The organism is Pseudomonas sp. NPDC008258, from assembly GCF_042956345.1.
Taxonomy (GTDB): domain Bacteria; phylum Pseudomonadota; class Gammaproteobacteria; order Pseudomonadales; family Pseudomonadaceae; genus Aquipseudomonas.
Window position 1 is genome coordinate 1 of record NZ_JBIBGE010000018.1, and the last position, 12,604, is coordinate 12,604.

The following is a 12,604-nucleotide window of genomic DNA, read 5'->3' on the forward strand; positions in this document are numbered from 1 at the left end:
TTTGTTGATGTGTTTGCTCGCACGAACATCATCCATCAAACCGGCGTTCTTGTTTCTGTCTTTCCCGGGATTCCGTGAAGAACCAAAAAAAAGCCGCTCCCGAAGGAGCGGCTATTGGTTTTGCCTGGTTGTGGATTACTTGCCGATGCAGAAGCTGGAGAAAATCCGCCCCAGCAGGTCGTCCGAGCTGAATGCTCCAGTGATTTCCCCAAGCGCATGTTGTGCCTGGCGCAAATCCTCTGCCAGCAACTCCCCTGCGCCCGCCAAGGTCAATTGAGCACGGCCGTGCTCCAGATGCTCGCTGGCCTGGCGCAAGGCATCCAGATGGCGCCTGCGGGCACTGAAACCACTCTCTGCAGTCTGTTCGTAACCCATGCAGGCCTTCAGATGGTCGCGCAGCAATTGCAGCCCTGTATCGTCGCCCTTGGCGCTGAGGGTAATGGTCACATGCCCGTCATCGCAGAGTTCCAACCCCACCCGCTCCCCACTCAGGTCGGCCTTGTTGCGAATCAGCGTAACCTTGGCCGGGTCAGGCCGCTGGTCGAGAAACTCCGGCCACAGCGCGAACGGGTCGCTGGCTTCGGGTGCAGTTGAGTCGACCACCAGCAACACACGGTCAGCCTCGCCAATGGCCTTCAGGGCGCGTTCCACGCCAATCTTTTCCACATGGTCGTCGGTGTCACGCAAACCAGCAGTATCGACCACATGCAGCGGCATCCCGTCGATGTGGATATGTTCGCGCAGGATGTCCCGGGTGGTGCCGGCGATATCGGTGACAATTGCCGCTTCCCGGCCGGCCAGCTGGTTCAGCAGGCTCGACTTGCCGGCATTCGGCCGGCCGGCGATGACCACAGTCATGCCGTCACGCAGCAAGGCACCCTGCCCGGCCTCACGCTGCACGGTGGATAACTCGCCGCGCACTGCATCGAGCATCGACAGCACGTGGCCATCGGCGAGGAAGTCGATCTCTTCCTCAGGAAAGTCGATAGCCGCCTCCACGTAGATGCGCAGGGCAATCAGTGCCTCGGTCAGGCTGTGTACACGTTTGGAGAACTCACCTTGCAGCGAGCGCAGGGCATTGCGCGCCGCCTGGCTGGAGCTGGCCTCGATCAGGTCGGCGATAGCTTCTGCCTGGGCGAGGTCGAGCTTGTCGTTGAGGAAGGCACGCTCACTGAATTCCCCCGGCCGTGCCAGGCGGCAGCCGATTTGTACACAACGCTGCAGCAGCATGTCCAGGACTACAGGGCCACCGTGGCCTTGCAGTTCAAGCACATCTTCACCGGTGAACGAGTTCGGCCCTGGGAAGAACAGCGCAATGCCCTCGTCCAGTACCAGCCCTTCGTCATCGCGAAACGGGCCATAGTGGGCATGGCGAGGGGTCAGGGTACGGCCGGTGATTAGCTGCCCGGCCTTGCCTGCCAGCGGGCCGGACAACCTGACAATACCCACACCACCACGGCCTTGGGCGGTAGCGATGGCGGCGATGGTTTCACGCACAGTGTTCATGCTCGAAAGCCTCTACGACAAAAACGACAGATAGCAAAAACGCCCCACTAGGGGGCGTTTTTTATTCACAGGCTAGCGTACTAGCCCGTCAAGCAGCAGCTTTTTTGGTGGCTGCTTCGATACGACGGGTGATGTACCACTGCTGCGAAATCGACAGGCAGTTGTTCACAACCCAGTACAGCACCAGACCAGCCGGGAACCACAGGAAGAAGAAGGTGAAGATGATTGGCATCATTTTCATCACCTTGGCCTGCATCGGATCCGGCGGCGTCGGGTTCAGGCGCTGCTGGATGAACATGGTGGCGCCCATGATGATCGGCAGGATGAAGAACGGATCCTTGATCGACAGGTCGGTAATCCACAGCATCCATGGGGCCTGGCGCATTTCCACGCTTTCCAGCAGTACCCAGTACAGGGCCAGGAATACCGGCATCTGCACCAGGATCGGCAGGCAGCCGCCCAGCGGGTTGATCTTCTCTTTCTTGTACAGCTCCATCATCGCCTGGGACATCTTCTGGCGATCGTCACCGAAGCGTTCCTTCAGCGCAGCGAGCTTGGGCGCTACGGCACGCATGCGCGCCATGGAGCGGTAGCTGGCAGCCGACAGCGGGAAGAACAGGCCTTTGATCAGCATGGTCAGCACGATGATCGACCAGCCCCAGTTACCCAGCAGGCTGTGGATATGTTGCAGCAGCCAGAAGATCGGCTGGGCGATGAACCACAGGAAGCCGTAGTCGACGGTCAGTTCCAGGCCTGGGGACAACTCTTTCAGCTTGGACTGGATCTTCGGGCCGGCGTACAGCATGGCGCTGGTTTCGACCTTGCCACCTGCAGGTACGCTGAGGGCCGGGCCGGTGTAGCCGATGATGTAGTTGCCCTGGCTGTCCTTGCGGGTCTGGACAACGTTGTTGTCCGATTTTGCCGGAATCCAGGCGGTCACGAAGTAGTGCTGCAGCCAGGCAACCCAGCCGCCAGATACATTTTCTTTCAAACTACCTTTGTCGATGTCCTTCATCGAGACCTTTTTGTAAGGCTCGGAAGCTGTCCACAGGGCTGCACCCAGGTAGGTTGCAGTGCCGGTGGCAGTGCTGGAGGACGGATCGCCACTGGCGTCACGCTTGAGCTGGGCAAACATGTTGCCGCTCCAGGCCTGGCCGCTCTGGTTGTCGATCAGGTAACTGACGTTCAGGTCGTACTCACCGCGCTTGAAGCTGAAGCGCTTGATGTAGTTGACGCCGTTGTCGCTGAACTTCAGATCAACCACCAGTTGTTCCTGGCCGTCGGCCAGTTGGTAGCTTTTCTGTTCGGCGGCATACAGCGGACGGCCGCTGGCGCGGGCATCCGGGCCGTTGGCACCGGTCAGGCCGCTTTGTGCCAGGTAAACACGCTCACCACCGTTGTCGAACAACTGGAACGGGATGTTCGGGTGGTCCTGACGGCGTGGGTACTTCGGCAGGTTCAACTGGACGATGTCACCACCAACTGGATCGATAGCCAGTTCCAGGACGTCGGTCTTGACCCGGATCAGGTCCTTGCTGAGTGCGACAGGTGCCAGCTCGGCAGGGCTCGATTCGGCGTTGGCGCTCGGTACATCGGCACTGGCGCCGTTGTTACCGGCCGGTACGCCATCGGGCAAGCCCGGAGCAACAGTGCTGGCAGCAGTATTCTGAGTCGGCAGGGCAGCCTGGCCGTAGTCATCGTTCCACTTCAGGACCATGACGTAGGACACGACTGCCAGCGCGGCGATCAGGATCGTGCGTTTAATATCCATGATTACTCGGCTATCGAAGAAGTTCGGGAGGAAGGAGCGGGTGGAACGGGGTCGAAACCGCCGTCATTCCACGGATGACAACGCCCCAGGCGACGAACGGCCAGCCACCCACCACGCCAGAGGCCATGGTTTTCAATGGCTTCATAAGCGTAACAGGAGCAACTGGGGAAAAAACGACAGTGACTGGCCATCAGAGGACTAATGGCGTAACGGTAAAACTGGATCGGAACGAGTGCCAGTTTACGCATCTTGGCTGTCTACCCCTGCGGAATTGGCGGTGACTGCTGGGGTTGGCCGGCTGCGAGCCAAGCGTTTCCAGAGCTTGCCAAAGTGTTGGTGCAATTCCGGGTTTTCTACTTCACCCAATCCCTTGCGCGCGACGATCACGATGTCCAGGCCAGCAAGCGATTGCTGGTTAAGACGAAAGGAATCGCGCATCAAGCGCTTGAGGCGGTTGCGTTGAACAGCGAGCTTGACGCTCTTCTTGCCGATCACCAGGCCAAGCCGTGGGTGATCGAGACCGTTCTCGCGAGCAAGGATCAGCAGGTTTTTCCCTGGAACCTTGCCGGTTGGGGAGTCGAAGACCGCTTTGAAATGTCGGGGTGTAAGCAGTCGCTTTTCCCGACTGAAGTCCTGACTCACCACCTGTGCCGAAAAATCAAATGGCCAGACGCTTACGGCCTTTGGCACGACGACGCGACAGAACAGCGCGGCCGTTCTTGGTAGCCATACGGGCACGGAAACCGTGGGTGCGGGCGCGCTTGATGGTGCTTGGTTGGAAAGTACGTTTCATGGCGTGTTACCTGGTTTGTCGACGACGGGCCGGGATGGCCCCCTTTTTAAGAGACCGGCGATTCTAGAGAAAGCAAGCCCATAGGTCAATTTCCAACCAGCCTTTCCATATAGAGCACGGGATGGACGGTGCAGGTTCGGTCATCGCCAAAGGGTGCTTGATCGGACACACGAGGAAGGGACAACATGAAAAAAAAGAAGAGACATATAAAAAGCTTTTCTGAAGAACTTATAAATCTTAAGTGGATAACCTTCTGTGGATAACCGCGTGCAGGCCATGAAACACGTGCTGTACAGAGTTTCATAACGTTGTTCTCAAGCGGTGCTGCGCTTGTTTTGATCGTGGTCGAAACCTGTGGATTAAAACACCACTTACCCACAGGTGAGTTATCAACAGGTCAGGACTCAGGGTTGTGCATAGCCCTCATGCCGGGTTATCCACAGAGCTTATTCACAGTCCGGTGAAGCCGTTTTGGTCGATAAATGGCTGTTTTGTCATGGAACCTAACGTGTCCACATGTGGATAACTGATCGCTCGACCGGTACAATGGCGGTTTGCTTTTGCCTCATCCGGCTTTCAAACTCAGGGGATATCCGTGTCAGTGGAACTTTGGCAGCAGTGCGTAGAGCTTCTGCGCGATGAACTGCCTGCCCAGCAATTCAACACCTGGATCCGTCCGCTACAGGTCGAAGCCGAAGGCGACGAGTTGCGCGTCTATGCGCCTAACCGTTTCGTTCTCGATTGGGTCAATGAAAAGTACCTGGGCCGTTTGCTCGAGCTGTTGGGTGAAAACGGCAGCGGTATCGCGCCTGCCCTTTCCTTGTTAATAGGCAGCCGCCGCAGCTCGGCCCCACGCGCTGCGCCCAACGCGCCGGTCAGTGCAGCTGTGGCAGCTTCGCTGGCGCAAAGCCAGGCGCCAAAAGCCGTGCCGGCAGTGGCGGCGGTCGAGCCGGTTACTGTTGCGGCCGTGGAGCCCGTGCTGGTCAATGAACTGGCCGAGCAGTCCTCGCGTGACAGCTTCGATGCCATGGCCGAGCCGGCAACGGCACCCGCCAGCAGCGCCCGGACCGAACAGCGCACCGTGCAGGTTGAAGGTGCGCTCAAGCACACCAGCTACCTGAACCGCACCTTCACCTTCGACACCTTCGTCGAAGGTAAGTCGAACCAGCTGGCGCGTGCAGCTGCCTGGCAGGTGGCTGATAACCCCAAGCATGGTTACAACCCACTGTTCCTCTACGGTGGCGTAGGCTTGGGTAAGACCCACCTCATGCATGCTGTGGGTAACCACCTGCTGAAGAAGAACCCGAACGCCAAGGTCGTGTACCTGCATTCGGAGCGTTTCGTCGCAGACATGGTCAAGGCCCTGCAGCTCAACGCCATCAACGAATTCAAGCGCTTCTACCGCTCGGTGGATGCGTTGCTGATCGACGACATCCAGTTCTTTGCCCGTAAAGAGCGCTCTCAGGAAGAGTTTTTCCACACCTTCAACGCCCTGCTTGAGGGCGGCCAGCAGGTAATCCTTACTTCTGACCGTTATCCCAAGGAGATCGAAGGCCTGGAAGAGCGCTTGAAGTCGCGCTTTGGTTGGGGGCTGACGGTGGCTGTCGAGCCACCAGAGCTGGAAACCCGCGTGGCCATCCTGATGAAGAAGGCTGACCAGGCCAAGGTCGAGCTTCCGCATGATGCGGCCTTCTTCATTGCTCAACGTATTCGTTCCAACGTACGTGAGCTGGAAGGTGCACTGAAACGGGTCATTGCGCACTCGCACTTCATGGGCCGCGATATCACTATCGAGCTTATCCGCGAGTCGCTTAAAGACTTGTTGGCGCTGCAAGACAAGCTGGTCAGTGTGGATAACATTCAGCGCACCGTCGCCGAGTACTACAAGATCAAGATCTCTGATCTGTTGTCCAAGCGTCGTTCGCGCTCTGTCGCACGCCCGCGCCAGGTGGCCATGGCCCTTTCCAAGGAGCTGACCAACCACAGTTTGCCGGAAATCGGCGACATGTTTGGTGGCCGCGACCACACGACCGTGCTGCATGCCTGCCGCAAGATCAACGAATTGAAGGAATCCGACGCGGACATCCGCGAGGACTACAAGAACCTGCTGCGGACGCTGACGACCTGATGGCCGTCTGCGCAGCTAATTGAAGGCAAGGGACTAGACCATGCATTTCACCATTCAACGCGAAGCCCTGTTGAAACCCCTGCAACTGGTCGCCGGTGTCGTAGAGCGCCGTCAGACCTTGCCGGTCCTGTCCAACGTACTGCTGGTCGTGCAAGGCCAGCAACTGTCGTTGACCGGTACCGACCTGGAAGTCGAACTGGTAGGCCGAGTACAACTGGAAGAGCCGGCCGAGCCCGGCGAAATCACTGTGCCGGCGCGCAAGCTGATGGACATTTGCAAAAGCCTGCCGAACGACGCCCTGATCGATATCAAGGTCGACGAGCAGAAACTGTTGGTAAAGGCCGGCCGCAGCCGCTTTACCCTGTCGACCCTGCCAGCCAACGACTTCCCGACTGTGGAAGAAGGCCCGGGGTCGCTGACCTGCAATCTTGAACAAAGCAAGCTGCGCCGCCTTATCGAGCGCACCAGCTTCGCCATGGCTCAGCAGGATGTGCGTTACTACCTCAACGGCATGCTGCTGGAGGTTTCCCGTAACACCCTGCGCGCAGTGTCCACTGATGGCCACCGTCTGGCGCTGTGCTCCATGACCGCGCCGATCGAGCAGGAAGATCGCCACCAGGTCATCGTGCCGCGCAAAGGTATCCTGGAGCTGGCGCGCCTGCTGACCGACCCGGAAGGCATGGTCAGCATTGTTCTGGGCCAGCACCACATTCGCGCCACTACCGGTGAATTCACCTTCACCTCCAAGCTGGTGGACGGCAAGTTCCCGGATTACGAGCGCGTATTGCCCAAGGGCGGCGACAAGCTGGTAGTCGGTGATCGACAAGCGCTGCGCGAAGCCTTCAGCCGTACTGCGATTCTTTCCAACGAAAAGTACCGCGGTATTCGCCTGCAATTGGCTGCCGGGCAACTGAAGATTCAGGCAAACAACCCTGAGCAGGAAGAAGCTGAAGAAGAAATCAGCGTGGATTACGAAGGTAGCTCGCTGGAAATCGGTTTCAACGTCAGCTACCTGCTGGACGTGCTGGGCGTGATGACTACCGAGCAAGTTCGTCTGATCTTGTCCGACTCCAACAGCAGTGCCCTGCTGCAGGAAGCTGGCAATGACGATTCTTCCTACGTCGTCATGCCGATGCGCCTGTAACCTGTAGCAGGCGAAATGTCCCTTCGACGTATCATGGTCACCGCGGTGCGCAACTTGCACCCGGTGACACTCTCACCCTCCCCCCGCATCAACATCCTTTACGGCGCCAACGGCAGTGGCAAGACCAGCGTGCTTGAAGCCGTGCATCTGCTTGGGCTGGCGCGCTCATTTCGCAGTACCCGCCTGAATCCGGTTATTCAGTACGAACAACCGGCGTGTACCGTGTTCGGCGAAGTGGAGTTGACCGAGGGAGGCACCAGTAAACTGGGTGTGTCTCGGGAGCGTCAGGGGGAGTTCACAATTCGCATTGATGGGCAGAACGCGCGCAGTGCTGCGCAATTGGCGGAGTTGCTACCGCTTCAGCTCATCAACCCAGACAGTTTCCGGCTGTTGGAAGGCGCCCCGAAAATACGCCGCCAGTTCCTGGATTGGGGGGTGTTCCACGTGGAACCTCGTTTTCTGCCAGCCTGGCAACGGCTGCAGAAGGCGCTGCGGCAGCGGAACTCATGGTTGCGTCATGGTACACTTGACCCAGCTTCGCAAGCCGCCTGGGACCGGGAGTTGTGCCTGGCCAGCGCGGAAATAGATGAATACCGTCGCAATTACATCAAGGCCTTGAAGCCCGTCTTCGAGCGAACCCTGAGCGAACTGGTCGAGCTGGACGGGTTGACCCTGAGCTACTACCGAGGCTGGGACAAGGACCGGGAACTGCAAGAAGTACTCGCCTCCTCTCTCCTTCGCGATCAGCAGATGGGCCATACCCAGGCCGGTCCGCAGCGTGCTGATCTGCGTCTTCGTCTGGCTGCCAACAACGCAGCCGACATCCTGTCGCGTGGTCAGCAAAAGCTGGTGGTGTGCGCATTGCGTATTGCCCAAGGCCACCTCGTTAGTCAGGCTCGCCGCGGTCACTGTATTTATCTCGTGGATGACTTGCCGTCCGAACTGGACGATAAGCATCGCCGCGCGCTGTGCCGCTTGCTTGAAGAATTACGCTGCCAGGTGTTCATCACCTGTGTAGACCACGAATTACTGAGGGAAGGCTGGCAGACGGAAACGCCAGTTGCTTTGTTCCACGTGGAACAAGGCCGTATCACCCAGACCCACGACCATCGGGAGTGAAGGCATGAGCGAAAATCAAACGTACGACTCCTCCAGCATCAAGGTGCTGAAAGGTTTGGATGCCGTACGCAAGCGTCCCGGCATGTACATTGGCGACACCGATGATGGTAGCGGCCTGCACCACATGGTCTTCGAGGTGGTCGACAACTCGATCGACGAAGCCCTCGCCGGTCACTGCGATGACATCACCGTCATCATCCACCCTGACGAATCCATCAGTGTGCGCGACAACGGTCGCGGCATTCCGGTTGACGTGCATAAAGAAGAAGGCGTTTCCGCAGCCGAGGTCATCATGACCGTACTGCACGCCGGCGGTAAGTTCGACGATAACTCCTACAAGGTATCCGGCGGCCTGCACGGCGTGGGTGTTTCCGTGGTGAACGCCCTGTCCGAGAAGTTGGTGCTGACCGTTCGCCGTAGCGGCAAGATCTGGGAACAGACCTACGTTCACGGCGTACCACAAGCGCCGATGGCAGTCGTGGGTGAGAGCGAAACCACCGGCACTCACATCCACTTCAAACCGTCGGCTGAGACCTTCAAGAATATCCACTTCAGCTGGGACATCCTGGCCAAGCGTATTCGCGAGTTGTCGTTCCTGAACTCGGGCGTTGGCATTCTGTTGAAGGATGAGCGCAGCGGTAAGGAAGAGTTCTTCAAGTACGAAGGCGGCCTGCGTGCGTTCGTCGAGTACCTGAACACCAATAAGACGCCGGTTAACTCCCAGGTGTTCCACTTCAACGTTCAGCGTGACGATGGCGTGGGTGTGGAAGTGGCTCTGCAGTGGAACGACAGCTTCAACGAAAACCTGCTGTGCTTCACCAACAACATTCCACAGCGCGACGGTGGTACGCACCTTGTTGGTTTCCGTTCTTCGCTGACCCGTAGCCTGAACAGCTATATCGAGCAGGAAGGCCTGGCCAAGAAGAACAAGGTGGCAACCACGGGTGACGACGCCCGTGAAGGCTTGACCGCGATCATCTCGGTGAAGGTGCCGGACCCCAAGTTCAGTTCGCAGACCAAAGACAAGCTGGTCTCCTCGGAGGTGAAAACCGCCGTGGAACAGGAAATGAACAAGTACTTCGCCGACTTCCTTCTGGAAAACCCGAGCGAAGCCAAGGCCGTCGTTGGCAAGATGATCGACGCAGCCCGTGCCCGCGAAGCGGCCCGTAAAGCCCGTGAGATGACTCGCCGCAAAGGTGCGCTGGATATCGCTGGCCTGCCGGGCAAACTGGCGGACTGCCAGGAAAAGGACCCTGCCCTTTCCGAACTGTACCTGGTGGAGGGTGACTCCGCTGGTGGCTCGGCCAAGCAAGGCCGTAACCGTCGTACCCAGGCGATCCTGCCGTTGAAGGGTAAAATCCTCAACGTCGAGAAAGCACGCTTCGACAAGATGATTTCCTCCCAGGAAGTGGGCACGCTGATCACCGCGCTGGGCTGTGGTATCGGCCGCGAAGAGTACAACATCGACAAGCTGCGTTATCACAACATCATCATCATGACCGATGCTGACGTCGACGGTTCGCACATCCGTACCCTGCTGCTGACTTTCTTCTTCCGTCAGTTGCCAGAACTGGTCGAGCGTGGCTACATCTACATTGCCCAGCCTCCACTGTACAAGGTGAAGAAAGGCAAGCAGGAGCAGTACATCAAGGACGATGAGGCCATGGAAGAGTACATGACCCAGTCGGCCCTGGAGGATGCCAGCCTGCACCTGGACGAGTCGGCGCCAGCGGTTTCCGGTGTGCAGCTGGAAAGCCTGGTGAACGAGTTCCGCAGCGTGATGAAAACCCTCAAGCGCCTCTCGCGCCTGTACCCGGAAGACATCACCGAGCACTTCATCTACCTGCCAGAGGTGACGCTGGAGCAGTTGGGTGACCACGCTGTGATGCAAGCCTGGCTGGCCCAGTTCCAGGCGCGCCTGAACAACAGCCAGAAGTCTGGCCTGGTTTACAACGCCAGCCTGCGTGAAGACAAAGAACGCAACGTATGGCTGCCGGAAGTGGAAGTCACCTCCCACGGCCTGGCCAGCTACGTCACCTTCAACCGCGACTTCTTCGGCAGCAATGACTATCGCACGGTGGTGAACATTGGTGCCAAGTTGTCGAGCCTGCTGGGTGAAGGTGCTTACGTGCAGCGCGGTGAGCGTCGCAAGGCAATCGTCGAGTTCAAGGAAGGCCTCGACTGGCTGATGAACGAGACCACCAAGCGTCATACCATCCAGCGATACAAAGGGCTGGGTGAGATGAACCCGGACCAGCTGTGGGAAACCACCATGGACCCAACCGTGCGCCGTATGCTCAAGGTCACCATTGAGGATGCGATCGCTGCTGACCAGATTTTCAACACCCTGATGGGTGATGCAGTCGAGCCGCGTCGTGAGTTCATTGAAAGCAACGCGCTGTCGGTTTCTAACCTGGACTTCTGATTTAAGTCGATGGGCGTATTAATTTTCGCAAATGGCCGAGTTACTGTCGCCTTATAGGAGAAACCCCGGCCTTGGTGCCGGGGTTTTTCTTTTCCATAGAGCAATGAGTACCGAACGCTGGGATCAATCAGGACGGTATCAACAAAGCCCTGTAGGCAGCCTGCAAAAACCTCGCTTGGGTGATCAGAGAGTGCATGCTTTGCGCCCAGGGCAGCGCGTCCGGTTGTTGATGCTTGACCTCGTGGATGTCCTGCACATGAAATGCGTCCACCACATCCTCCAAAGATAGATTCTGGTGGCCTTTAAGCCATCTTCACGGGCTTGATCAGGCTTTCTGCCGGAATGCCAAACAGATCGTGCAGCTTCCATATCATGGGCAGCGTCAAAGAGCGCTTACGGTTCAGCACTTCATAGACCCGGTTTGTCTTACCGATGGCAGGAGCCAGATCGGCAGCGGTGAGGCCGGACTGTTCCATGCGAAACTTGATGGCCTCGATTGGGTCTGGCAACTCCACTGGAAAATGCTTGCTCTCGTAAGCCTCGATCAAGGTGATCATGACCTCAAAAGCATCTCCCTCGGGCGTGCCAGGTTCTGGCTCATTCTCAAACAGCGGAGAGATCTCTTTGAGCGCAGCCCGGTAGTCATCATCGGTGCGGATTGGGCGGATGTTCATAAATGGTCACTCCATCTCCACAGTGTTTGCGTCGATTTTGTCGTAATCCTCGTGCGTGCCGACAAATTTTATGTAGACCGCTCCAAAGCGGTAGGCAACGGCTACCACCAGCCTGTAATCGTTGCCTTTGATATTGAAGACGACGCGCCTGCCCTTCAGGATGATTGCGTTACGGTATTGGCTCTTGATGACATCAGGGCTCACCCATTTAGCATTCCTGGTTTCGTCTACCCATGCGCGTAATGGTTGTTCAGCTTTTGGGTAGGTTTCCCAAAACGACTTCAACTGGCTGATGGCGATAATCTTCATGGCTTGCAGTGTAGTCCCAACGTGGGACTACATGCAAGATTTGGCGAAATCCCCTAGCAATGAGCCAACGTTCCACGTGGAACAGGCCTTCAGTAGCCGGTGAGAATGTTCACGATCACCCCACTGGCAATTGCCACCAGCACATAGTCGCCGTTCACGTACAACCAACGATGATCCCGCGGTGGCGCGTAAAGGTGGCGCGCTTTCCAGTCGGTCACCCAGTAGCGGTCACCACGGTAGTGCGGGTCCACAGCATGCCCACGCTGCCATTGTTGGTGGGGTACCGGCATGCCTTGTTGTGGGCGGAAGTTCGGGTCACGGTAAGCGGGACCGCGGCCGTTGTCATGCCTGCCTTGTTGTTGCGGTTGACCATGCGGCGGGTTGCCTTGGTGCGAAGGGCCACCATCATGCCGGTCGGGTGGGCCCGGCTGCGCGAAGCTGGCCAGTGGTGCGCTGAGCATGAGCGCGGCGCAGATCACGGTTAGGGTTTTCTTCATTTGGTGCGGTCCTCTGTACGGTTAACCAATCAGACCACTGTTTTGGCGGTTTAATGTCAGGACAGAGGTAAAGGTCCGGTAAAGGTGGGCCCTTGCTCAGTTCTAAAACTTGGCGCGGTCCCTGTGGGAGCGGGCGTGTCGAGGCGTCGAACCGCCGCGAAACAGGCGACACGGTGGATGGCACCGGCTTTGCCGGTGTTCGCGGGCATGCCCGCTCCCACAAAAGACTGCGCCAGTC

The 12,604-nt window shown here is 58.0% G+C and carries 12 protein-coding genes; 4 read left to right on the top strand and 8 right to left on the bottom strand.

What is annotated here, in order from left to right; translation table 11 throughout:
- Positions 1 to 135: 135 nt before the first annotated feature.
- From mnmE to rpmH, 5 genes are all read right to left on the bottom strand, one after another.
- A complete protein-coding gene (gene mnmE, locus ACFY9W_RS15835; protein ID WP_391131837.1) occupies positions 136 to 1,506 on the bottom strand; it encodes a tRNA uridine-5-carboxymethylaminomethyl(34) synthesis GTPase MnmE in 1,371 nt (456 codons plus the stop codon).
- An 88-nt stretch (positions 1,507 to 1,594) separates the two neighbouring features.
- Entirely contained in the window at positions 1,595 to 3,277 is a 1,683-nt protein-coding gene (gene yidC, locus ACFY9W_RS15840) for a membrane protein insertase YidC (RefSeq protein ID WP_391131839.1), read from the bottom strand.
- A 2-nt stretch (positions 3,278 to 3,279) separates the two neighbouring features.
- The gene (gene yidD / locus ACFY9W_RS15845) at positions 3,280 to 3,525 is read right to left on the bottom strand and encodes a membrane protein insertion efficiency factor YidD (RefSeq protein ID WP_075046823.1); all 246 of its coding nucleotides are present in this window, start codon (positions 3,523 to 3,525) and stop codon (positions 3,280 to 3,282) included.
- The gene (gene rnpA / locus ACFY9W_RS15850; protein WP_391132041.1) at positions 3,518 to 3,922 is read right to left on the bottom strand and encodes a ribonuclease P protein component; all 405 of its coding nucleotides are present in this window, start codon (positions 3,920 to 3,922) and stop codon (positions 3,518 to 3,520) included. Before rnpA ends, yidD begins: the two co-directional genes overlap by 8 nt.
- Before the next feature lie 13 nt (positions 3,923 to 3,935).
- The gene (gene rpmH / locus ACFY9W_RS15855; RefSeq protein ID WP_003253163.1) at positions 3,936 to 4,070 is read right to left on the bottom strand and encodes a 50S ribosomal protein L34; all 135 of its coding nucleotides are present in this window, start codon (positions 4,068 to 4,070) and stop codon (positions 3,936 to 3,938) included.
- Positions 4,071 to 4,665: 595 nt separating this feature from the next.
- Between rpmH and dnaA the strand changes: the two genes are divergently transcribed.
- From dnaA to gyrB, 4 genes are read left to right on the top strand one after another with little or no spacing between them, the layout of a single operon-like run.
- A complete protein-coding gene (gene dnaA / locus ACFY9W_RS15860; RefSeq protein WP_391131841.1) occupies positions 4,666 to 6,198 on the top strand; it encodes a chromosomal replication initiator protein DnaA in 1,533 nt (510 codons plus the stop codon).
- A 40-nt stretch (positions 6,199 to 6,238) separates the two neighbouring features.
- The gene (gene dnaN / locus ACFY9W_RS15865; protein WP_016497344.1) at positions 6,239 to 7,342 is read left to right on the top strand and encodes a DNA polymerase III subunit beta; all 1,104 of its coding nucleotides are present in this window, start codon (positions 6,239 to 6,241) and stop codon (positions 7,340 to 7,342) included.
- 15 nt (positions 7,343 to 7,357) lie between these two features.
- Complete coding sequence (gene recF, locus ACFY9W_RS15870) at positions 7,358 to 8,461, top strand: DNA replication/repair protein RecF (RefSeq protein WP_391131844.1); 1,104 nt, start codon at positions 7,358 to 7,360, stop codon at positions 8,459 to 8,461.
- A 4-nt stretch (positions 8,462 to 8,465) separates the two neighbouring features.
- Positions 8,466 to 10,886, top strand: coding sequence for a DNA topoisomerase (ATP-hydrolyzing) subunit B (gene gyrB / locus ACFY9W_RS15875; protein WP_391131846.1), 2,421 nt, complete (start codon positions 8,466 to 8,468; stop codon positions 10,884 to 10,886).
- Positions 10,887 to 11,188: 302 nt separating this feature from the next.
- On the opposite strand, the gene ACFY9W_RS15880 is transcribed toward gyrB, so the two are convergent.
- The 3 genes from ACFY9W_RS15880 to ACFY9W_RS15890 all read right to left on the bottom strand — a co-directional run bounded on the left by ACFY9W_RS15880 (position 11,189) and on the right by ACFY9W_RS15890 (position 12,366).
- The gene (locus tag ACFY9W_RS15880) at positions 11,189 to 11,560 is read right to left on the bottom strand and encodes a helix-turn-helix domain-containing protein (protein WP_391131849.1); all 372 of its coding nucleotides are present in this window, start codon (positions 11,558 to 11,560) and stop codon (positions 11,189 to 11,191) included.
- 6 nt (positions 11,561 to 11,566) lie between these two features.
- Positions 11,567 to 11,869 carry a type II toxin-antitoxin system HigB family toxin gene (locus tag ACFY9W_RS15885; RefSeq protein ID WP_391131850.1) on the bottom strand — a complete coding sequence of 101 codons (303 nt, stop codon included), beginning with the start codon at positions 11,867 to 11,869 and terminating at the stop codon, positions 11,567 to 11,569.
- An 89-nt stretch (positions 11,870 to 11,958) separates the two neighbouring features.
- The gene (locus ACFY9W_RS15890; RefSeq protein WP_391131852.1) at positions 11,959 to 12,366 is read right to left on the bottom strand and encodes an RcnB family protein; all 408 of its coding nucleotides are present in this window, start codon (positions 12,364 to 12,366) and stop codon (positions 11,959 to 11,961) included.
- Positions 12,367 to 12,604 lie beyond the last annotated feature (238 nt).